Raw genomic sequence first — 20,178 nt, forward strand, 5'->3', positions numbered from 1 at the left:
AAGTATCCAATTTAGGTTGCCGGGGCGTTAATCGGCGTTGCGCGTGCGGCACACTCAAGCGATTGCAGGTGTTTTCACGGGGTGATCGCGCACGGTGGTAAACCCGTCCTCACGCGAAGCGGTAAACAACCGGTCAACGCGAATGGTGAAGGAACTCTTGCTGGCGCGTATCATTACGGGACGCGCGCGTGGTTCCTTGTTGTCCGAGCTTCCGCCTCGTCATTGGAGGAGCTGTTGCGACGAAGCAATCCGGGCCGCCGCCGTTGAGAGATTCTGGATTGCTTCGCTGCGCTCGCAATGATGGGTTGGCGAGAGCATCGCGAAAACGAAAAGAGGCGGGGTTTTGGCCCCGCCTCTTTCATCCAGCATTCTAGTTCTGCTTACGCCTGGCTGGCGATCGCCTTGCCGAGTGCGGCTTGCGCCGCTGCGAGACGGGCGATCGGCACGCGGTAGGGCGAGCAGGAGACGTAGTCGAGGCCGATGTTGTGGCAGAAGGCGACGGAAGCGGGATCGCCGCCGTGCTCGCCGCAGATGCCGACCTTGAGCTTCGGGCGGGTCTTGCGGCCGCGCGCGACGCCGATCTTGACGAGCTCGCCAACGCCTTCCTGGTCCAGCGCGACGAAGGGATCGACCGACAGGATGCCCTTCGCCACGTAGGGACCGAGGAAGCTCGCCGCGTCGTCGCGGCTGATGCCGTAGGTGGTCTGCGTGAGGTCGTTGGTGCCGAACGAGAAGAACTCGGCCGACTCTGCGATCTCGGCCGCGAGCAGACAGGCGCGCGGCAGCTCGATCATGGTGCCGACCTGATAGGTCAGCTTGGTGTTGGTGTCGCGCATCACCGCCTGGGCGGTCGCATCGATCCGCGCCTTGACGAGGTCGAGCTCCATCTTGGTCGCGATCAGCGGCACCATCACCTCGAGGCCGACGGCCTTGCCGGTGCGCTTCTCGGCCTCGACCGCCGCCTCGAAGATCGCACGCGCCTGCATCTCGGCGATCTCCGGATAGGCGATCGCGATGCGGCAGCCGCGGAAGCCGAGCATCGGATTGAACTCCGAGAGCTCGCGCGCGCGGTCAGCCAGGCGCCGCGGGTCGGTATTCATGGCGCGTGCCACTTCCTCGACCTCGGCGTGGGTATGCGGCAGGAACTCGTGCAGCGGCGGGTCGAGCAGACGGATCGTGACGGGCAGGCCCTTCATGATCTCGAACAGCTCGACGAAGTCGGCGCGCTGCATCGGCAGCAGTTTGGCGAGCGCCGCGCGGCGGGACTGCTCGTCCTCGGAGAGGATCATCTCGCGAACCGTGCGGATGCGGGTCTCTTCGAAGAACATGTGCTCGGTGCGGCACAGGCCGATGCCTTCGGCGCCGAACTTGATCGCGGTGCGCGCGTCGTCGGGCGTGTCGCCGTTGACGCGGACGCCGATCTTGCGGACCTGGTCGGCCCAGGCCATCAGCGTGCCGAACTCGCCGGACAGCTCCGGCTCGATCATCGGCATGCGGCCGGCGAGCACCTGGCCGAGCGAGCCGTCGATGGTGATGACGTCGCCGGTCTTGAAGGTGCGCGAACCGATGCTCATGGTGCCGCGGCCGTAATCGACACGGATGGTGCCGCAGCCGGAGACGCAGGGCTTGCCCATGCCGCGCGCGACCACCGCCGCGTGCGAGGTCATGCCGCCGCGCGTGGTCAAAATGCCTTCGGCGGCGTGCATGCCGTGGATGTCTTCCGGGCTGGTCTCGATGCGGACCAGGATGACCTTGCGCCCGTCGGCCTGAAGCTTGGCGGCCTCGTCCGAGGAAAACACGATCTCGCCGGAAGCAGCACCCGGGGATGCCGGCAGGCCGGTCGCAATCACGTCGCGCTTGGCGTTGGGATCGATGGTCGGATGCAGCAGCTGATCCAGCGAAGCCGGATCAATCCGCGTCACCGCTTCCTTCTTCGAGATCAGGCCTTCATTGGCGAGCTCGACGGCGATGCGCAGCGCCGCCTTGGCGGTGCGCTTGCCGCCGCGGGTCTGCAGCATCCACAGCTTGCCGCGCTCGACGGTGAACTCCATGTCCTGCATGTCGCGGTAGTGCTTCTCGAGCTGCGTGTAGATCCGCGTCAGCTCCTTGAAGGCCTCCGGCATCGCCGCTTCCATCGACGCCTTGTCGGAGCCCGATTCCTGGCGCGCCTCCTCGGTGATATCCTGCGGCGTGCGGATGCCCGCCACCACGTCCTCACCTTGCGCGTTGATCAGGAACTCGCCGTAGAGCTTGCTCTCGCCGGTCGAGGGGTTGCGGGTGAAGGCAACCCCGGTCGCCGAGGTCTCGCCCATGTTGCCGAACACCATGGCCTGCACGTTGACCGCGGTGCCCCAGGATTCCGGAATGTCGTGCAGCTTGCGGTAGGTCACCGCGCGCGCGTTCATCCAGGATGAGAACACCGCGCCGATTGCGCCCCAGAGCTGGTCGTGCGGATCCTGCGGGAAGTCCTTGCCGGTCTCGCGCGCGACGGCGTCCTTGTACTTGCCGACCAGCTCGACCCAGTCCTCGGCGGTGAGGTCGGTGTCGAGGGTATAGCCCTGGCCGTCCTTGAAGGTGTCGAGGATTTCCTCGAAGTGATGATGCTCGAAGCCGAGCACCACGTCCGAATACATGGTGATGAAGCGGCGATAGCTGTCGTAGGCGAAGCGGCGGTCACCCGACAATTCCGACAGCGCTTCCACGGTCTGATCGTTGAGGCCGAGGTTGAGCACGGTGTCCATCATGCCCGGCATCGAGGCGCGCGCGCCGGAGCGCACGGAGACGAGCAGCGGGTTCTTGGCATCGCCGAAGATCTTGCCGGTCAACTTGCCGACATAGTCGAGCGCCTTCTCAACCTGCGACTGCAACTCCTTCGGATAGGATTTGTCGTGGGCGTAGAAATAGGTGCAGACCGAGGTCGGGAGGGTGAAGCCCGGAGGCACCGGCAGGCCGAGATTGGCCATCTCGGCAAGGTTCGCGCCCTTGCCGCCGAGCAGGTCGCGCATCTCCGTGCGGCCCTCGGCCTTGCCGTCACCGAACGTGTAGACCCATTTGCCGGCCTTGCCCGCGGCCGGCGCGGCCTTGGCTGATACAGCCTTCTTCGGCGCAGGCTTCGCAGCGACCTTCGGCAGAGCCGCCTTGGTCACAGCCTTCGCAGCCGGCTTGGCAGCAGCCTTTGCGGCAGTTTTGGCGACCGGCTTTGCGGCAGCTTTGGCGACCGGCTTGGGCGCGCTCTTGGCAAGCGTCTTGCGGGCTGCCGGCGCGGCTTTCGCCTTGGCGGAAGACTTTGATTTCGCTGGAGTTTTATTGGGCTTCGAGGCGGCTTTGGCCATAGCTTGCACACAACCTGCGAGAGGAATGGGAATTCGCGGGCCTTACACCATTTTGGGCGGGCCCGCGCAAGTCGGACAGTTCCGGAAAATGAACCCCTAGAGGCGGAGCCATTTCAGGAGCCCAAGCCCGATCGCACCGTTCACAATAAGGAAGATCGCGACGATCAGGTTGAGAAGTCGCGGCATGATCAGGATGAGCACGCCCGCAATCAACGACAGGATCGGCGAAATGTGGGCGACGGTGATGTGCATGAATTTTCTTTCTGTGGAGGTGGGGCGAATCGCGGGCGGATCATAGCCCTCCCGGTTCCGCGAGTAGAGACGCGCAAGACGTGATGCGAGTTCCGGCACCCACGAAAACTGCCTGAAATTGCCGCGAATGCGGCGGGCCTTTTCCCGGAACATTGCGAAGGGTGCATGCATTGGCCAACCGGTCGCGCCATTGGCGCGTCCGAAAATAAAATTCACGTCGAAGGAGTTGTCCATGCGGAACAGGATTCTCGCTCTTGTAGCGCTCGCGGCCGCGATCGGCTCGCCCCTTGCGGCGCAGGCGCAAAGCGGTGTCACCGTCGGACGCGCGCCCGCCGTGGTCGACAGCGGCCCAACCATCGCAGTCGAACAGCGGCCGGCCTTCCGCGAGTACGTCGTCGAGCAGCGTGTGCCCGCCTTCAGCATTCCCGATCGCATCATCGTCGGCACGACATTACCCGAGGCAGGCGTCACCTATTATGACGTGCCGCAACGCTTCGGCGCCACCACCTACCGCTACACCGTCGTGAACGGCGAAACCGTTCTGGTCGAGCCGCGCTCGCGCCGCATCGTCGAGGTGCTGGACTAGCACGGATCGACTGTTGGCACTGATCGACTAGATGTCCGGCGCGTCACTTCAATCAGGCTGGCGCGAGCAGTGTAATCGGACATCAGGCCCCGCCCGGTCTTCCCCCCGCCGGGCGGGGCTTTTTGCGCTGTCATTCCGGGGCGCGCCACTTGGCGCGAGCCCGGAATCCATACTCACGATGGTGGTTATGGATTCCGGGCTCGTGCTTCGCACGCCCCGGAATGACAGCGGTATTTGCCCCGCGAGCGCGACCTCAATCCTGGATCTTCGAGAAATCCGCCACCGCACGCGTGGCGCTGCGGATCTCGTTCAGCAGCTTGAGGCGGTTCTCGCGCACCTTCGCATCGTCGTCGTTGACGCGGACCTTGTCGAAGAACGCATCGACCGGCGGACGCAACTTGGCCATCGCGCTCATCGCGGCCGCGAAGTCTTCCCTGACGACGGCGGCGCTGGCTTCCGCCTGCACTTCGCCTATCGCCTTTGCCAGCGCCTTTTCCTCGGCCAGGCTGTAAAGCGCAACGTCGGGCGCGCCTTCGAAGCTGCGCTTGTCCTTCTTCTCCTCGATGCCAAGGATATTGCTGGCACGCTTGATGCCAGCCAGCAGGTTCTTACCGTCGTCGCTCTCGAGAAACTTTCCGAGCGCCTCGACGCGGCGGACGATCATCAGCAGGTCGTCCTGGCCGCCGAGCGCAAACACGGCATCGACGAGATCGTGCCGCGCGCCCTGCTCACGGAGCTGTACTTTCAGGCGATCAGCGAAGAAGGCGAGGAGGTCGCTCGGCAGCTTCTGCGCATCGGCCGGCTTCACCGACAAACCGGTGAGCGCAGATGTCGCCACCTTCATGAGCGACAGACGCAGCGCGTTCTCGGCGATCAACCTGATCACGCCCAGCGCCGCGCGACGCAGCGCATAGGGGTCCTTGCTGCCTGTCGGCTTCTCGTCGATGGCCCAGAACCCGACCAAGGTATCGATCTTGTCTGCAAGCGCGACCGCAACGCTGACCGGATCGGTCGGCACGCGATCAGTCGGTCCTTGCGGCTTATAGTGCTCCTCGCAGGCGGCGGCGACGGACGCGTCCTCGCCCTGGGCCAGCGCATAGTACTTGCCCATCAGGCCCTGCACTTCGGGGAATTCGCCGACGACCTCGGTGAGCAAATCCGCCTTCGCCAGATGCGCCGCGCGCGTCGCCTTCGCGACATCGGCGCCGACCAGTGCCGCAATCTCGGCTGCGAGCCGCTCGATGCGCTTGATCCGCGCTGCCTGCGTGCCGAGCTTCTCGTGGAACACGATCTGCTCGAACTTCGGCAGCCGATCTTCGAGTTTCGTCTTCAGGTCTGTCTCGTAGAAGAACTTCGCATCCGACAGGCGCGGACGGATCACGCGTTCGTTGCCTGATACGATGACCTTGCCGCCGTCGGCCGCCTCGATATTGGCGGTGAGGACGAACTTGTTGGTCAGCTTCCCGGTCTTGGGATCCTTGACCACAAAGCACTTCTGGTTGTTGCGGATGGTGGCGCGGATCACCTCGTCCGGAATCGCGAGATATTCCGCTTCGAACGATCCCATCATGACGACGGGCCATTCGACGAGGCCCGAGACCTCGTCCAGCAGCACCTGATCTTCGACCAGTTCGAAGCCTTGTGCGAAGGTCAGCTCCTTGGCGTCGGCGAAGATGATGTCCTTGCGCGCCTGCGGATCGAGGATGACCTTGGCGGCCTTCAGCTTCGCTTCGTAGTCTTCAAAACGACGCACGGAAATCGCGTCCGGCGCCATGAAGCGATGACCGTAGGTGGTCTGGCCGGTCGTGATGCCATCGACCTCGAATTTCACGACATCGGGCTCTTCGGTCTCGAGCCCGAAGGTCGCGGTGATCGCGTGCAGCGGACGCACCCAGCTCAGCGAACCCGGCTTGCCGGAGCGCGCGCCCCAGCGCATCGATTTCGGCCAGGGGAAGGTGCGGATGATGACGGGCAGGATTTCCGCGAGCACGTCGATCGCGTCGCGGCCAGGCTTCTCGATCAATCCGATGTAGAAATCACCCTTGGGGTCGCGCTGGATTTTTGCTTCATCCAGCGACTTCAATCCCGTCGCCTTCAGGAAGCCCTGCACGGCCGCGTCGGGCGCGCCGACCTTCGGACCGCGACGTTCGGTCTTGAGGTCAGGCTGGCGCGCCGGGATGCCGTGCACGGTGAGCGCGAGGCGGCGCGGCGTCGCGAACGCCTTGGCGCCCTCGTAAACCAGGCCTTCGGCGACGAGCTTGTCGGTGACCAGGCGGCGCAGATCGTCGGCCGCCTTCCCTTGCATGCGCGCGGGGATTTCTTCGGAGAACAGTTCAAGCAAAAGATCGGGCATCAGGCCGCTCCGCCCGCTTCAGTATGGATCCAGGCCTCGCCGCAGGCCTTGGCCAGCTCACGCACGCGAAGAATGTAGCTCTGCCGCTCGGTCACGGAGATCACGCCGCGGGCATCGAGCAAGTTGAAGACGTGGCTGGCCTTGATGCACTGGTCGTAGGCCGGCAGCGCCATCAGATGCGCCTCGCGCTTGTCGTCCTTCCAGCCGGCGTCGAGATATTTCCGGCAGGCTGCCTCCGCCATCTTGAACTGCTCGAACAGCATCGCGGTGTCGGCGACTTCAAAATTGTGCTTCGAATATTCGCGCTCGGCCTGCAGGAAGACGTCGCCATAGGTGACTTTGGCATCGCCGTCGCGGCCGTTGAAGTTGAGGTCGTAGACGCGGTCGACGCCCTGCACATACATCGCGAGGCGCTCGAGACCGTAGGTGAGTTCGCCCGCGACCGGCGCGCATTCGAAGCCGGCGACCTGCTGGAAGTAAGTGAACTGGCTGACTTCCATGCCGTCGCACCAGCACTCCCAGCCGAGGCCCCAGGCGCCCAGCGTCGGGCTCTCCCAATCGTCCTCGACGAAGCGGATGTCGTGCACGGCGGAATCGATGCCGATCGCGGCCAGCGACTTCAGGTACAGCTCCTGAAGGTTCGGCGGCGACGGCTTCATGATCACCTGGAACTGGTAATAGTGCTGCATCCGGTTCGGGTTCTCGCCATAGCGGCCGTCCTTGGGCCGGCGCGAGGGCTGCACATAGGCCGCGTTCCAGGGCTTTGGCCCGAGCGCGCGCAACGTGGTCGCCGGATGGAAGGTACCCGCGCCCATCTCCATGTCGTAGGGCTGCAGGATCACGCAGCCCTGCTCGGCCCAGAACCGCTGGAGCGCGAGGATGAAGCCCTGGAACGAGCGTTCCGGGCGCATATGGGCGGGCAATGAGGCGTCCATCGTCAGATCAGGCTCTCGCGGGGGGGTTGAATCGCGCGGGACCGTATCGACGGCGGGAGTGGGAATCAAGGCAAAGGGGCGGATTCGGGCTTAACGGCCGCCGTAGAGTGACGGTGCCGTAGGGTGGGCAAAGCGAAGCGTGCCCCCCATCGTCGCCACGATTGCCGAAGGGAATGGTGGGCACGGCGCAAGAGCGCCTTTGCCCACCCTAGGGCACCTTACATGGGGCGCGCCTAACCCGGCCGATAGGCTCCGGTCACGGGGTCACGTTTCAGGGTCTGGATGTTCCCCATATGGGCGGCCTCGGCGACGCGCGAGAGGCGCATCTCCTCCAGCTCCCGGTTGATCCTGACAGCAGTCTTGTAGGCCCAGCGGACCACGGCAAGCCCACCCAGGACGCCCGCGAAAGCGACGAACGGCGGCATCGGTCGATCCTCGTTGAGTGCTCAGCCCCCACGCACATTGTTGCGCAGTCGGGGCTGCGCCGCAATCGGCAGGCCAAGAGGCCAAATGGCGCGGGAGGGCTGCGCCTAGAACCCGAATTTCGCCCAGATCGCCCGCGTCTCAAGCGCCGAGATCAGATCGTCCGGCAGGCCGACCATTGATTCCATGGCCGAAAGCTGCCCCGCGCCGGGCGATTTCCGGCCCAGAAAGCCGGAGAGCAGCCCGGTCGGCTGCGCGATCACGGGGGTGAGAACCTTCTCGCCATAGCGGGCACGAAGAGTTGAGCGGAGATCGCCGATGCTGTCGGCGAGCCCCAGCGCGATCGAACTCTCGCCGGCCCAGTATTCGCCCGTGAACAGGGCGTCGTCCGCGCCCTTGAGGCGCGCGCCGCGGCTCTCCTTCACCAGGGAAATGAAAATCTGATGGATTTCGCGCTGGAGCGCCTTCAGCTTGGCGACGTCGTCGGGGTTCTCGGGGAGGAAAGGATCGAGCATCGCCTTGTGCGCGCCGGCCGTGTAGAGGCGCCGCTCGATGCCGAGCCGCTTGATCGCCTCCTGGAAACCGAAGCTGCCGCCGACCACGCCGATCGAGCCGAGGATCGAAGAGGGATCGCAGATGATCTCGTCGCCGGCGCAGGCGATCATGTAGCCGCCGGACGCCGCAACGTCCTCGACGAACACGAGCACCGGCAGCTTCTTCTCCGCCGCGAGCTGCTTGATGCGCAGGTAGATCTGGCGCGACTGCACCGGCGAGCCGCCGGGCGAGTTGATCACCAGAGCCACCGCCTTGGCGTGCCGGTACGAGAACGCGCGCTCCAGCACCCGCGCGACGCCCGCCAGCGTCATGCCCGGGCGCAGCGGCGTCACCGCACCGATCACACCGGACAGCCGCACCACCGGTACGACCGCGGTACCGGGGCGGAAGCGCGCCGGCAGATATTGCATGAGCTTGTCGGCCAGGCCGGAACTCTCACGATCTTTCAATTGTTCGGCCATGCCGTTACCTCTGATTAACCATTTCTTATCACGCGACTGTCATTGGAAGTGCCTGGAACGTGTTTTGCAGATTTTCCGTTGGGAGGCTGCAATGAGGCAGCGGAGAACACCATGAAAATCTATCTGCTGATGCTGCTGATCGGTGCGCTGTTCATGGCGATCCGCTTGACGTCCCCGCAAGAGCAGCAGTCGGAATCGCTTCCGCAGTAAGTCGTCACGGTTCCATCAGCGGCAAGGCCGCTCTCCCCTCCAAAATCTCCGTCACCTCTTTTTTGGACACGCCTGACTCGTCGTTGAGCATGAGGCCCGGCAGCAATCGCGTCGGAGCCCGGCCGCCTTTGACCGCACGCACCAGCACGCGGATCGCGGGCCGCCCCGCCTCACCGTGAACCGGCAGGATCGAAAGGCTCCCGAAGCCGCGTGACAGCGCCGCCAGGACATCGGCGATTCCATCTGCGCGCCAGATCAATGTCAGCACACCATTCGATCGGAGGATGCGCCGCGCTGCATGCACCCAGGCATGCAGGGTCTCCTCCGTCGCCACATGCGCGGTGTGACGCGCCTGATCCGGCGAGCCGCGATGCCGGGCCGGATCGTTGAAGGGCGGATTCATCAGCACCGCGTCGACGCTGTCGGGCGGCAGCCCGTTTGCCGCAAAGGCCGTGGCGTCGGCAGTGACATCGAGCAGGATGATCTCGGCGGCAAGCGCATTCGCGGCTGCATTGGCGCGCGCGAGCTCGGCCAGCTCCGGATCGATCTCGACCAGGCTCAGCCCGATACCAGCGACGCGCCGGGCCAGCGCCAGCCCGGCCGTGCCGATCCCGGCGCCGAAATCGACCACGCGGTCCCCGGGGCGGGCCTCCGTCGCCGCCGCAAGCAGAATGGCGTCGTGCCCGGCTCTGTGGCCACTCCGCTTCTGTCTCAGGCGCAATTGCCCGCCGAGAAAGGCGTCCTCGGTGATATCTGCGGCCTCACTCATCGCCGCGCAGTTCGTGGCTGAGGCCGGCCTCGGTGAGGAGCTCCCGCGCCTCCTGGGCGTCGTCCTCATGAACCAGGATCCGCCGCGGCAAAATGCCGAGCGAGCCCTCGATGATGCTCATGTTCTGGTCCAGCACCAGATGATGGATGTTGGCGCCGTCGAGCAGCGCGCCGATCGCCGACACCAGCACCATATCGTTGGTCCGAACCAGTTCACGCAAAACGCAGGTTTCCTTGCCTGAGAGGGGGCTAAAGCGGCAAATGTCAATGGTTCCGCGGGCCTTGCCGCATCCGCCGCCAGTTTCTATTGTCTTTCCGTCAGAATAGCCCCTCCGGGGCAAATATTGGAGACCGGCGTGGCCGTCATCGTACCTTTCGAAACTCCCGGCGCGTCGATCGAAGAGCTGGTTGCCCTTGTCGCCCCTGATATGGAGCGCGTCAACGCCACGATCCTGTCGCGGACCGGTTCGGACGTGACCATGATCCCGGAGGTCGCCAACCATCTGATCTCCTCCGGCGGCAAGCGGCTGCGGCCGATGCTGACGCTCGCCATGGCCAACCTCGCCGGCTACACCGGCGACGGCCACATCAAGCTCGCCGCCTCCGTCGAGTTCATGCATACCGCCACGCTCCTGCACGACGACGTCGTCGACGAGAGCGAGATGCGCCGCGGCAAGCTGTCGGCCCGCATGCTCTGGGGCAACGAGGCGAGCGTGCTGGTCGGCGACTTCCTGCTCGGCCAGGCCTTCCGCATGATGGTCGAGGTCGGCTCGCTCCGCGCGCTCGACATCCTCTCTGCGGCCGCCGCCACCATCGCCGAGGGCGAGGTGATGCAGCTGGCCGCCGCCAAGAACACCGCGACCACCGAGGACGAATATCTCGCCGTGATCCGCGGCAAGACCGCCGAGCTGTTCGCGGCGGCCTGCGAGGTCGGCCCCGTCATCGCCAACCGCCCCAAGGCCGAGCAGACCGCCTGCCGCTCGGTCGGCATGAATCTCGGCATCGCCTTCCAGCTCGTCGACGACGTGCTCGACTATGGCGGCAAGAGCGCAAAGCTCGGCAAGAACACCGGCGACGATTTCCGCGAGGGCAAGATCACCCTGCCCGTCGTGCTCGCCTTCCGCCGCGGCAACGACACCGAGCGCGCGTTCTGGATCCGGGCGCTCGAGCGCGGCGAGATCGGCGATAGCGACCTCGATCACGCCATCGGGCTCATGAACAAGCACCGCGCGCTCGAGGACACGCTCAGCCGCGCCCAGCACTACGGCGCCATGGCGGTGGACGCACTGGCGCTGTTCCCCTCCTCGCCGATGAAGAGCGCGCTGGAGCAGGTGGTGGCGTTCTGTCTGGCAAGGTCGCACTAGGCTTTTGCGTTTCGGCGCACCGCCAGCGAAACACTCGGTGTCGTCCCGGCGAACGCCGGGACCCATACCGCGTGATCTATCGATACAGCTTTGGTGCAAGTACCGATAACATCCGATCTTCGCCAAACCACTCCCTGTGGTTATGGGTCCCGGCGTTCGCCGGGACGACACCGGTGAGATAGGTCCGGACTATCTCCACATCGTCATTGCGAACGCAGCGACTTGTCCGCCGAAGCCTTGGCGAAGGCGGAGCAATCCAGAGTCCCGCCGTGGAGACAGTCTGGATTGCTTCGCTTCGCTCGCAATGACGGAGTTCGGGGCAACAACACAGTCACTCTCGTGTCCCGGACGCGCTGCAACGCCCTTCGCGTTGCTGCGCAGAGCCGGGACCCACGGGACATGCAACATGGGCCCCGGCTCTGCAGCGCACCGCTGAAGAAGCGCTGCGCTGCGTCCGGGGCACGAGGTTGCCCAGTCACTTGCATTTTGCAAGTCACTCACCTACCTTCCCGCCATGCAACCCAAATCCCCCTCGATCCTGGAATGCCCGGTCGGCCGTGCCGTCGAGACGGTCGGCGAATGGTGGAGCATCCTGATCCTGCGGGATGCGTTTCAGGGTGCGACGAAGTTCGACGAGTTCTCGCAAAGCCTCGGCATCGCGCCGAACATCCTGTCGCGGCGGCTTGCCCATCTCACCGCATCGGGCATGTTCGTGCGCCGCCACTATCAGGAGCGGCCGCCACGTTACGAATACGTTCTGACCGACAAGGCGCGTGATTTCTTCCCGGTGATCGCTACGCTGCTCGCCTTCGGCAACAAGCATCTCGCGCCCAAAGGCGAATCCATTCTGCTGGCGAACCGGAGCGACGCTCGCCCGTTCGATCCGGTCGTGGTCGACGCTACCGACATGCGGCCGATCACGCTCGCCAATACGGTCGTCGTCGCCGGTCCCCGCGCCAGCCGCGGCATGCGCAAGCGCATCGCTTCACTCAAGGCCATGAACCCGGCCGTCGCGCCGGCTGGAGAGTAATATGCGTCGTATCGTCGTGACGGGAATGGGCGCGGTGTCGCCGCTCGGCTGCGGTGTCGAAACCTCATGGCGCCGGCTGCTCGCCGGCCACAGCGGACTGCGCCCTCTGCCCGAATGGGCGCAGGCGCTGCCGGCGCGCATTGCCGGACTCGTGCCCGACAAGGCCGACGATGCCGATGGCGGCTTCGATCCCGCGCAGGCCGCCGCACCAAAAGACCAACGCAAGATGGATCGCTTCATCCTGTTCGCGCTGCTCGCGGCCGCCGAGGCGATCGCGCAGGCGAAATGGACGCCGCAGGATCCTGCCGCGCTGGAGCGCACCGCGACGATCATCGCCTCCGGCGTCGGCGGTTTCCCGGCGATGGCGGAGGCGGTGCGCATCACCGAGCAGCGCGGCGTGCGCCGGCTCTCGCCGTTCACGATCCCCTCGTTCCTGGCCAATCTCGCCGCCGGCCACGTCTCGATCAAATACGGCTACAAGGGCGCGCTCGGCACACCGGTCACCGCGTGCGCCGCCGGCGTCCAGGCGATCGGCGATGCCGCGCGCATGATCCGTGCCGGCGAAGTCGACATCGCGATCTGCGGCGGCGCGGAGGCCTGCATCGACATCGTCAGCCTCGGCGGCTTTGCGGCAGCGCGCGCGCTGTCGAGCTCCTTCAACGCGGAGCCGGCGCGCGCCTCGCGCCCGTTCGATCGCGACCGCGACGGCTTTGTGATGGGCGAAGGCGCCGGCATTCTTGTCATCGAGGAACTCGAACATGCGCTCGCGCGCGGCGCCACGCCGATCGCAGAGGTGATCGGATACGGCACAACGGCGGACGCCTACCACATGACGTCCGGCCCACCCGACGGCGACGGCGCCCGCCGCGCCATGGAGATCGCGCTGCGGCAGGCGAGCCTTGCACCGGCAGATCTGCAGCACCTCAACGCCCACGCAACATCGACGCCCGCCGGCGACGAGAGCGAGCTTGGCGCGATCGCCGCGCTGTTCGGCCGTAACCGCGGCATCGCCGTCAGCGCGACCAAATCGGCCACCGGCCATCTGCTCGGCGCCGCCGGCGGCCTCGAGGCGATCTTCACCGTGCTTGCCCTGCGCGACCAGATCGCGCCGCCGACGCTCAACCTCGAAAACCCCGATGCGGGCGCTGAGGGCATCGACATCGTCGCCGGCAGCGCGCGGCCGATGCCGATGCAACACGCAATCTCCAACGGCTTTGGCTTCGGCGGGGTCAATGCCAGCGTGATCTTCCGCCGCGCGGGCTAAACGAGAGCCTTGCAATCGCGGCCCGCTCCGTTACCAAAACAGGATGATCGAAACGAATTTCTGGCTGTTCCTGGCCGCAGCCTGTCTCATTGCCGCCGTTCCCGGCCCCGGCATCTTCTACGTTGCGGCACGGACCTTGTCGGAGGGACGCACCAGCGGGTTTGCATCGACCGCAGGCACGGCGCTGGGCGGACTGGTTCATGTGGTCGCGGGGAGCCTCGGCATCTCCGCAATCATCCTCGCCAGCGCCGAATTGTTCGCCGCCGTTAAATTCGTCGGCGCGCTCTATCTGGTCTGGCTCGGCATCAAGACTTTCCGGAGCGCCGGCCGCGCACTGTCGCTCGAGGGAGAGCCGGCCGGTGACACGTGCGCGTTCCGCGACGGCGTGCTGGTCGAGGCGCTGAACCCGAAGACCGCCGCGTTCTTCCTCGCCTTCATTCCGCAATTCCTCGATCCCGCGGGACCGAGCCCCACGCTGCAGTTCATTATGCTGGGTGCGATCTCGGTGGCGTTGAACACGCTTGCCGACGTCGTCGTGGTGCTGATGGCCTCCGCTACCCGCACGCAGCTGATCGGACGGCCGCACCTGATGCGGCGTCTCACCCAGGGCTCCGGCGTCTTCATTGCAGGCCTCGGCCTGTCGCTGGCACTGGTGCGGCGGCCGGCGAATGGATAGCGCCCCGATGCCCGCCCCGCAAAGCCGCTTCTACGAGTCTCATGGTCTACGGCTGCATTACGCCGATTGGGGCAATGAGGGCGCGCCGCCTCTCATCCTGGTCCATGGCGGCCGCGATCACTGCCGGAGCTGGGACGTCATCGCCCGGTCATTGCAGCCGCATTTTCATGTGGTGGCGCCCGACCTGCGCGGCCATGGCGATTCCGACTGGACCAGGGGCGGCAGCTACGCACTGACCGAATATGTCTACGATCTCGCCCAGCTCATCCGCACCATCGCAGCGTCTCAGGTGACCCTCGTCGGCCATTCGATGGGCGGCATGGTGAGCCTGATCTTTTCAGGGTCATTCCCTGAACAGGTCTCGAAGCTGGTCGTGCTCGACGGCGTGACGATGCTGCCGGACACGCCAAAGCCGCCGGCGCATGAGCGCATCGGCAAATGGGTGGTCCAGCTCGACAAGCTGCACGACCGCTCGCCGCGCCGCTATGCGACCCTGGCGGACACAGCGGCGCAGATGGTGCTTCACAACAGGCGCCTGTCCCGCGACCTCGCGCTGCATCTCGCCACGCACGGCGCACGGCAGAATGAGGACGGTACCTATAGCTGGAAGTTCGATCCCTATCAGCGCGCCTCGGCGCCGCACCGGCTCTGGCCGGACGACCACATCGCGCTGTGGTCGCGCATCACCTGCCCGACGCTGCTCTTGAACGCCGGCGAAAGTTTTCTCGCCGGTGCCAGAGCAGCAGGCCTGGAGCGTTATTTCCCGCAAGCGCGCGTCGAGACCATCGCCGGGGCGGGACACTGGCTGCAGCACGACAAGCCGCAGGAAGTGCTGGGCGAGATCCGAAAGTTTCTCGAGCTGACCGAGCAAAGCGCGGGTTAGCCGCACTGCCGTAGGGTGGGCAAAGCGAAGCGTGCCCACGCTTCCGTCTCCGTATCGGAAAGATGGTGGGCACGGCGCAAAAGCGCCTTTGCCCACCCTACGGCACCGTCCCCGGAGAGAGACTCAGCTCAACGTCCCCGCATGCACCCACCAGCCGGGGTGGTCGCGCCGGATCTTTTCGGCCGCGGCATGGGTATCGGCGGGCGAGCCGTAGATCGCAAAGCACGTCGCACCCGAGCCGGACATGCGGGCCAGCTTGACGCCGGCGGAGTCGCGCAAGGCCTCCAGCACGTCGCCGATCACAGGTTCGATACGCAGCGCAGGCGCTTCGAGATCGTTGGGAACGCTTTCGAGAACGTCGACCCAATCGGCGATCGACCCACCCTCCTCCGGCCAGGCCGGAGCTCGGAAGACCGAGGTAGCGCCGACCAGGAGCTCGCCGTTGCGCAGACCCAGCTGCTGGAAAACATCCTTGGTGGCCACAGGCACGCGCGGATTGACCATCACGCAGGGCATGCTCGGCAGTGCGAGCGGCAGCAGCTGCTCGCCGACGCCGGTCATGTCGCAGGCGCGCGAGAACAGGCACACCGGCACGTCGGCGCCGGTCGAGAGCGCGACCTTCTGCAGGCGAGGATCGTCGAGCGACAGATTGTTCAGACGCGCCAACAGCCGCAGCGCCGCTGCCGCATCGGCCGAGCCGCCACCGATGCCGGCGGCAACCGGCAGCACCTTGTCGAGCGCGAAGGCGCCGAGCTTCAGATTCGGCACCGCGTCGGCCAGAAGCTTGGCGGCCTTGAACACGAGATTGTCCGCGGTATCGCCGCAAGCCGCGGCAAGCGGTCCGGTGGTGGCGAGCTTCAGCTCGCCGCCCGGCTCCAGCGTAAGCCGGTCGGCGCAATCGGCAAACGCGACCACGCTTTCGAGATCATGATAGCCGTCGGCACGACGGCCGACGACGCGAAGGCTGAGATTGACCTTCGCCCGTCCTTCTTCAATCAACGCCGGCATTGGCGACACGCCCCCAACTTCAGTTCTTCGTCGTGCATGATCTCGTCGGAAAACCGCTACACACTTTTCGCTAGCGCGGCCCTTCGGGTCCGGATCATGCGCCAGACTAGCCGCCCTTGCCGTCGTCCTTCCTCTTTTCCGCCTGCGCGGCCGAAGAGTTCGAATTGTCGTCGGCGAGGCCATTGGCGATCTTGGCCTCGATCTTCGGCAGCTCTTCCGGCTCGGGCTTGAGATCGCGCGCGTGCGACCACTGGAATTTGGCTTCCAGCGTGCGGCCAACCCGCCAATAGGCGTCGCCGAGATGGTCGTTGATGGTGGGATCCTCGGGCTTGAGGTCGATCGCGCGCTCGAGGTTCTTCACCGCTTCTTCGTAGTTGCCGATGCGGTAATAGGCCCAGCCCAGGGAATCGACGATGTAGCCGTCGTCGGGACGCTGCTCGACGGCGCGCTTGATCATCTTCATGCCTTCGTCGAGGTTCACGCCCTGGTCGATCCAGGAATAGCCGAGATAGTTGAGGACGTGCGGCTGGTCGGGCTGGAGCTCGAGCGCCTTCTTCATGTCGGCCTCGGCCTTGGCCCACTGCTTGGAGCGCTCCTCGCAGATACCGCGATAATAGTACCAGACGCTGTTGGCCTTGTCGTTGCCGGGCGGCAGCACGTCGACGCCTTGCGAATAGGTCGCGCCGCAGTCGCCGAACCTCTTGCGGCCGCGCTCGATGTTGCCGAGCGCCATGATCGCTTCGAGGTCCTTGGCATCCTCCGATGTAACGCCCTTGAGGATCTTGATCGCCTCGTCGGTGCGGTCGGCGGAATCCAGATCGATGGCAAGCTGGATCTGCGCGTTGCGCTTGAGCGGCGAGGTCGACGGCACGCGCTCATAGACCTTGATCGCCATCTGCGGCCGCTTCACGGACTCGTAGAGATCGGCGAGCGAGAGCAGCGCCAGCGGATGGGTCGGCTGGAGGTAGAGCGAGAGCTGGAGATAGACCAGCGCCAGGTCCTCGCCGCCGCGGCGGGTCAGCGTGGCGCCGATGCCGTAGAGCGCCTCGGCGGCGCCGGCCTGGGCGGAATCGACCAGCGGCGGCATTTTCTTGCCGGCCTTGGTGTCGCGCAGGCCTTCCTGGATCAGCGGATGGCGCGCGAGCTTCTTGTCGAAGGCCTGATAGACGGTGGTCGCGGCGGCGGAATCCTTGTTGCGCGACAGCCAGCGCGCATAGGCCTCGGTCACGCGCAGCATGGAATCGTCGAGCTTGTAGGCGCGCTCGAAGCGGGTACCGGCGTCCTTCTCCTTGCCGGAGAGCTCGAGGATCATGCCGGCGTGAAGGTCCTTGAACAGCGGGTACCATTCGGGACCTGCCAGCTTGTCGATGGTGGCGACACCGCCCTTGGCGTCCCCGGCACCGTAGGCGGCCCAACCCGACAGCAGCGTGGCGACGAGATCGGTGATCGGACCGCGGATCGACTGGTTGATGTTGGTCTGCGCGGCTGCGTACTTCTTCACCTTGAGATCATGCACGCCGACGACGAGACGCGCGACGCGGTTGGTCTTGTCGATGGTGAGGACGCGCTCGGCGAGCTTGACCGCTTCGTCGATGTCGCCGTCGGCGACCGACGAGATGAAGGCGCGGTCGAGCAGCTCGTTGTTCTTGGGATCGGTGCGCAGGGCCGAGCGGTAGAACGCAGCGGCGGAGGCCGCGTCGCGCTCGACGCTGGCATGGCGGGCGGCGAGATAGCTACCGGCACCCGTGAGCGACTTCAGATCGTTTCGGGTCGGAAACTGCGCCGCCGTGTTCTCCGGGTGATCCGGCGTCTGCGCCAGGACGCTGCCGGGGACGGTCGCGATCGCTGTGCCCATGAGGGCGATGGCAGCAACAGTCCAGCGGTTGAAACGATTTGAAAACATCAGGGCTCGCCTTGAGTTGGTAGTGCCTGGGTTTGCAGCAGAGGGCCGTATCGCATGCGAACGCGGCCGGTGGCATCGGGACCCGGAACCGTCCGGCGGACAATGCCGCTTTTGGCGCTTCGCCGCAAGGATTCGGGCCGGACGATCCCCTCCGCACGCCTTAAATCGGCCAAGTGACCGGCCAAGAGCGGTCCCAAGACGCTGTCAGTATGGCCTTATCGTGGCCGCGACCGGTGGCCGCAGCGGTGTCCTCACGCGAACGTGCGCCGGATCACCCTCGTGATCAGGTCCTTTTGCTCGGCCGGCCCTTACATCGCCTCGTAGTTCGGACCGCCACCACCCTCCGGAGGAACCCAGGTGATATTACCGTTGGGGTCCTTCACGTCGCAGGTTTTGCAGTGGACGCAGTTCTGGGCGTTGATCTGGAAGCGCGGGCTCGTGCCCTCCTCGACCCATTCATAGACGCCGGCCGGGCAATAGCGATTCGAGGGACCGGCGAACACGTCGTGCTCAGAGGTCTTTTGCAGGTTCATGTCGGTGACCTTGAGATGGACCGGCTGGTCCTCCTCATGGTTGGTGTTGGACAGGAACACCGAGGACAGCTTGTCGAACGAGATCTTGCCGTCGGGCTTCGGGTAGCTCCTGGGCGCGTGGCTCTTGGCCGGATCGAGCGTGGCGCGGTCGGGCTTGGCGTGCGCCTGGGTGCCGAACAGCGAAGCGCCGAACAGCGTGTTGCACCACATGTCGATGCCGCCGAGTGCGACGCCCAGCACGGTGCCGAACTTCGACCACAGCGGCTTGACGTTGCGGACCAGGAACAGATCCTTGCCGACCGACGACGAGCGCCACGCATTTTCGTATTCGACGAGTTCGTCATTGGCGCGATCGGCGGCCAGCGCCGCCGCGACATGTTCAGCCGCGAGCATGCCGGTGCCCATCGCATTGTGCACGCCCTTGATGCGCGGCACGTTGACGAAGCCGGCCGCGCAGCCGATCAGCGCGCCGCCGGGGAAGCTCAGCCTCGGCACGGACTGGTAGCCGCCCTCGGTAATGGCGCGCGCGCCATAGGCGAGACGCTTGCCGCCTTCAAAGGTGCCGCGGATCGAAGGATGGGTCTTGAAGCGCTGGAATTCGTCGAACGGCGACAGGTACGGATCGTCGTAGTTCAGATGCACGACGAAGCCGACGGCAACGAGGTTGTCGTCATAGTGATAAAGGAACGAGCCGCCGCCGGTCTTCAGGTCGAGCGGCCAGCCGAAGGAATGCTGGATCATGCCCTTCTGGTGCTTGGCAGGATCGATCTGCCAGACTTCCTTGAGGCCGATGCCGAACTTTGCCGGCTCGCTCTTGGAGTCGAGCGCGAACTTGGCGATGAGCTGCTTGGTCAGGCTGCCGCGGGCGCCTTCGGCGAACAGCGTGTACTTGCCGAGCAATTCCATGCCACGGGTGAAGGAGTCCTTCGGCTTGCCGTCCCGGCCGATGCCCATGTCGCCGGTGGCAATGCCCTTGACGTTGCCGGCGTCGTCATAGAGCACCTCGGCCGCGGCGAAGCCCGGATAGATCTCGACGCCGAGCGCTTCCGCCTTGCGCGCCAGCCAGCGGCAGACATTGCCGAGCGAGCCGATGTAGCAGTGATGATTGTCCATCAGCGGCGGCATCATGAAGTTCGGCAGCTTGATCGCGCCGCCGGCCGTCATCCAGTAGAAGCGGTCGTCCTTCACCTGCGTTTTCAGCGGGCAGTCGGAATCCTCGCGCCAGTCCGGAACGAGCTTGTCGAGCCCGGCCGGATCGATCACGGCACCGGAAAGAATGTGCGCGCCGACCTCCGAGCCCTTCTCCACCACGACGACGTTGAGATCGGCGTTGAGCTGCTTCAGCCGGATCGCAGCCGACAGGCCCGAGGGGCCGGCGCCGACGATGACGACGTCGAATTCCATGGATTCGCGCGGGGGAAGTTCTTCGGTGCTCATCTGATCTCAGCCCTTGAGACGGTCCTTGGTCATTTGCGCCCTCTTGTTTCCGATTTTTCCGGGTAGGACAACCACGGAAATGCGTTTCGCCGGGGTGCAAAGGGGTGCAAGGCGCCCTAAACTGGACTTCCCCGGTTCTGGTAGGCCAGAACCGGGGAAGTCCCATCTTTTTTGACGCGTTTTCTTCACGCGAACCGGGTGCCCA

The 20,178-nt window shown here is 65.3% G+C and carries 17 protein-coding genes; 6 read left to right on the plus strand and 11 right to left on the minus strand.

Annotated elements, in window-relative coordinates:
- Positions 1 to 380: 380 nt before the first annotated feature.
- Positions 381 to 3,332: a pyruvate, phosphate dikinase gene (gene ppdK, locus XI04_RS30270; RefSeq protein ID WP_028141652.1), complete on the minus strand. Its 2,952-nt coding sequence runs from the start codon at positions 3,330 to 3,332 to the stop codon at positions 381 to 383.
- Positions 3,333 to 3,428: 96 nt separating this feature from the next.
- Positions 3,429 to 3,584, minus strand: coding sequence for a DUF3096 domain-containing protein (locus XI04_RS30275; RefSeq protein WP_080670142.1), 156 nt, complete (start codon positions 3,582 to 3,584; stop codon positions 3,429 to 3,431).
- Positions 3,585 to 3,816: 232 nt separating this feature from the next.
- On the opposite strand from XI04_RS30275, the gene XI04_RS30280 reads away from it, so the two are divergent.
- Entirely contained in the window at positions 3,817 to 4,170 is a 354-nt protein-coding gene (locus XI04_RS30280; protein ID WP_028141653.1) for a DUF1236 domain-containing protein, read from the plus strand.
- A 253-nt stretch (positions 4,171 to 4,423) separates the two neighbouring features.
- Here XI04_RS30280 and glyS read toward each other — a convergent pair whose 3' ends face one another.
- The 6 genes from glyS to XI04_RS30310 all read right to left on the minus strand — a co-directional run bounded on the left by glyS (position 4,424) and on the right by XI04_RS30310 (position 10,096).
- Complete coding sequence (gene glyS, locus XI04_RS30285) at positions 4,424 to 6,523, minus strand: glycine--tRNA ligase subunit beta (protein WP_038972121.1); 2,100 nt, start codon at positions 6,521 to 6,523, stop codon at positions 4,424 to 4,426.
- Entirely contained in the window at positions 6,523 to 7,458 is a 936-nt protein-coding gene (locus tag XI04_RS30290) for a glycine--tRNA ligase subunit alpha (protein WP_038948278.1), read from the minus strand. Before XI04_RS30290 ends, glyS begins: the two co-directional genes overlap by 1 nt.
- Positions 7,459 to 7,691: 233 nt before the next feature.
- Entirely contained in the window at positions 7,692 to 7,883 is a 192-nt protein-coding gene (locus XI04_RS30295) for a hypothetical protein (RefSeq protein WP_028141656.1), read from the minus strand.
- 105 nt (positions 7,884 to 7,988) lie between these two features.
- Entirely contained in the window at positions 7,989 to 8,897 is a 909-nt protein-coding gene (locus XI04_RS30300) for a S49 family peptidase (protein ID WP_028141657.1), read from the minus strand.
- Between the two features lie 214 nt (positions 8,898 to 9,111).
- The gene (locus tag XI04_RS30305) at positions 9,112 to 9,876 is read right to left on the minus strand and encodes a tRNA1(Val) (adenine(37)-N6)-methyltransferase (RefSeq protein ID WP_038972122.1); all 765 of its coding nucleotides are present in this window, start codon (positions 9,874 to 9,876) and stop codon (positions 9,112 to 9,114) included.
- The gene (locus XI04_RS30310; RefSeq protein WP_018323354.1) at positions 9,869 to 10,096 is read right to left on the minus strand and encodes a putative signal transducing protein; all 228 of its coding nucleotides are present in this window, start codon (positions 10,094 to 10,096) and stop codon (positions 9,869 to 9,871) included. Before XI04_RS30310 ends, XI04_RS30305 begins: the two co-directional genes overlap by 8 nt.
- A 135-nt stretch (positions 10,097 to 10,231) precedes the next feature.
- On the opposite strand from XI04_RS30310, the gene XI04_RS30315 reads away from it, so the two are divergent.
- From XI04_RS30315 to XI04_RS30335, 5 genes are all read left to right on the plus strand, one after another.
- A complete protein-coding gene (locus XI04_RS30315; protein ID WP_026202916.1) occupies positions 10,232 to 11,239 on the plus strand; it encodes a polyprenyl synthetase family protein in 1,008 nt (335 codons plus the stop codon).
- 514 nt (positions 11,240 to 11,753) lie between these two features.
- Positions 11,754 to 12,269, plus strand: coding sequence for a winged helix-turn-helix transcriptional regulator (locus XI04_RS30320; RefSeq protein ID WP_271623877.1), 516 nt, complete (start codon positions 11,754 to 11,756; stop codon positions 12,267 to 12,269).
- 1 nt (position 12,270) lies between these two features.
- Positions 12,271 to 13,533 (plus strand): beta-ketoacyl-ACP synthase II, encoded by a 1,263-nt coding sequence (fabF, locus tag XI04_RS30325; RefSeq protein ID WP_271608948.1) that lies wholly within the window; start codon positions 12,271 to 12,273, stop codon positions 13,531 to 13,533.
- 43 nt (positions 13,534 to 13,576) lie between these two features.
- Complete coding sequence (locus XI04_RS30330) at positions 13,577 to 14,209, plus strand: LysE family translocator (RefSeq protein WP_271608947.1); 633 nt, start codon at positions 13,577 to 13,579, stop codon at positions 14,207 to 14,209.
- 7 nt (positions 14,210 to 14,216) lie between these two features.
- On the plus strand, positions 14,217 to 15,092 hold the full coding sequence (locus XI04_RS30335) for an alpha/beta fold hydrolase (protein WP_049801736.1): 876 nt from the start codon (positions 14,217 to 14,219) through the stop codon (positions 15,090 to 15,092).
- Positions 15,093 to 15,215: 123 nt separating this feature from the next.
- Here XI04_RS30335 and XI04_RS30340 read toward each other — a convergent pair whose 3' ends face one another.
- The 3 genes from XI04_RS30340 to XI04_RS30350 all read right to left on the minus strand — a co-directional run bounded on the left by XI04_RS30340 (position 15,216) and on the right by XI04_RS30350 (position 19,973).
- On the minus strand, positions 15,216 to 16,100 hold the full coding sequence (locus XI04_RS30340) for a 4-(cytidine 5'-diphospho)-2-C-methyl-D-erythritol kinase (RefSeq protein WP_028141663.1): 885 nt from the start codon (positions 16,098 to 16,100) through the stop codon (positions 15,216 to 15,218).
- A gap of 106 nt (positions 16,101 to 16,206) precedes the next feature.
- Positions 16,207 to 18,003: a tetratricopeptide repeat protein gene (locus tag XI04_RS30345; protein WP_028141664.1), complete on the minus strand. Its 1,797-nt coding sequence runs from the start codon at positions 18,001 to 18,003 to the stop codon at positions 16,207 to 16,209.
- A 308-nt stretch (positions 18,004 to 18,311) separates the two neighbouring features.
- Positions 18,312 to 19,973, minus strand: coding sequence for an electron transfer flavoprotein-ubiquinone oxidoreductase (locus tag XI04_RS30350; RefSeq protein ID WP_038948288.1), 1,662 nt, complete (start codon positions 19,971 to 19,973; stop codon positions 18,312 to 18,314).
- Between the last annotated feature and the right edge of the window lie 205 nt (positions 19,974 to 20,178).

The organism is Bradyrhizobium sp. CCBAU 11430, from assembly GCF_028128855.1.
GTDB lineage: Bacteria > Pseudomonadota > Alphaproteobacteria > Rhizobiales > Xanthobacteraceae > Bradyrhizobium > Bradyrhizobium ottawaense.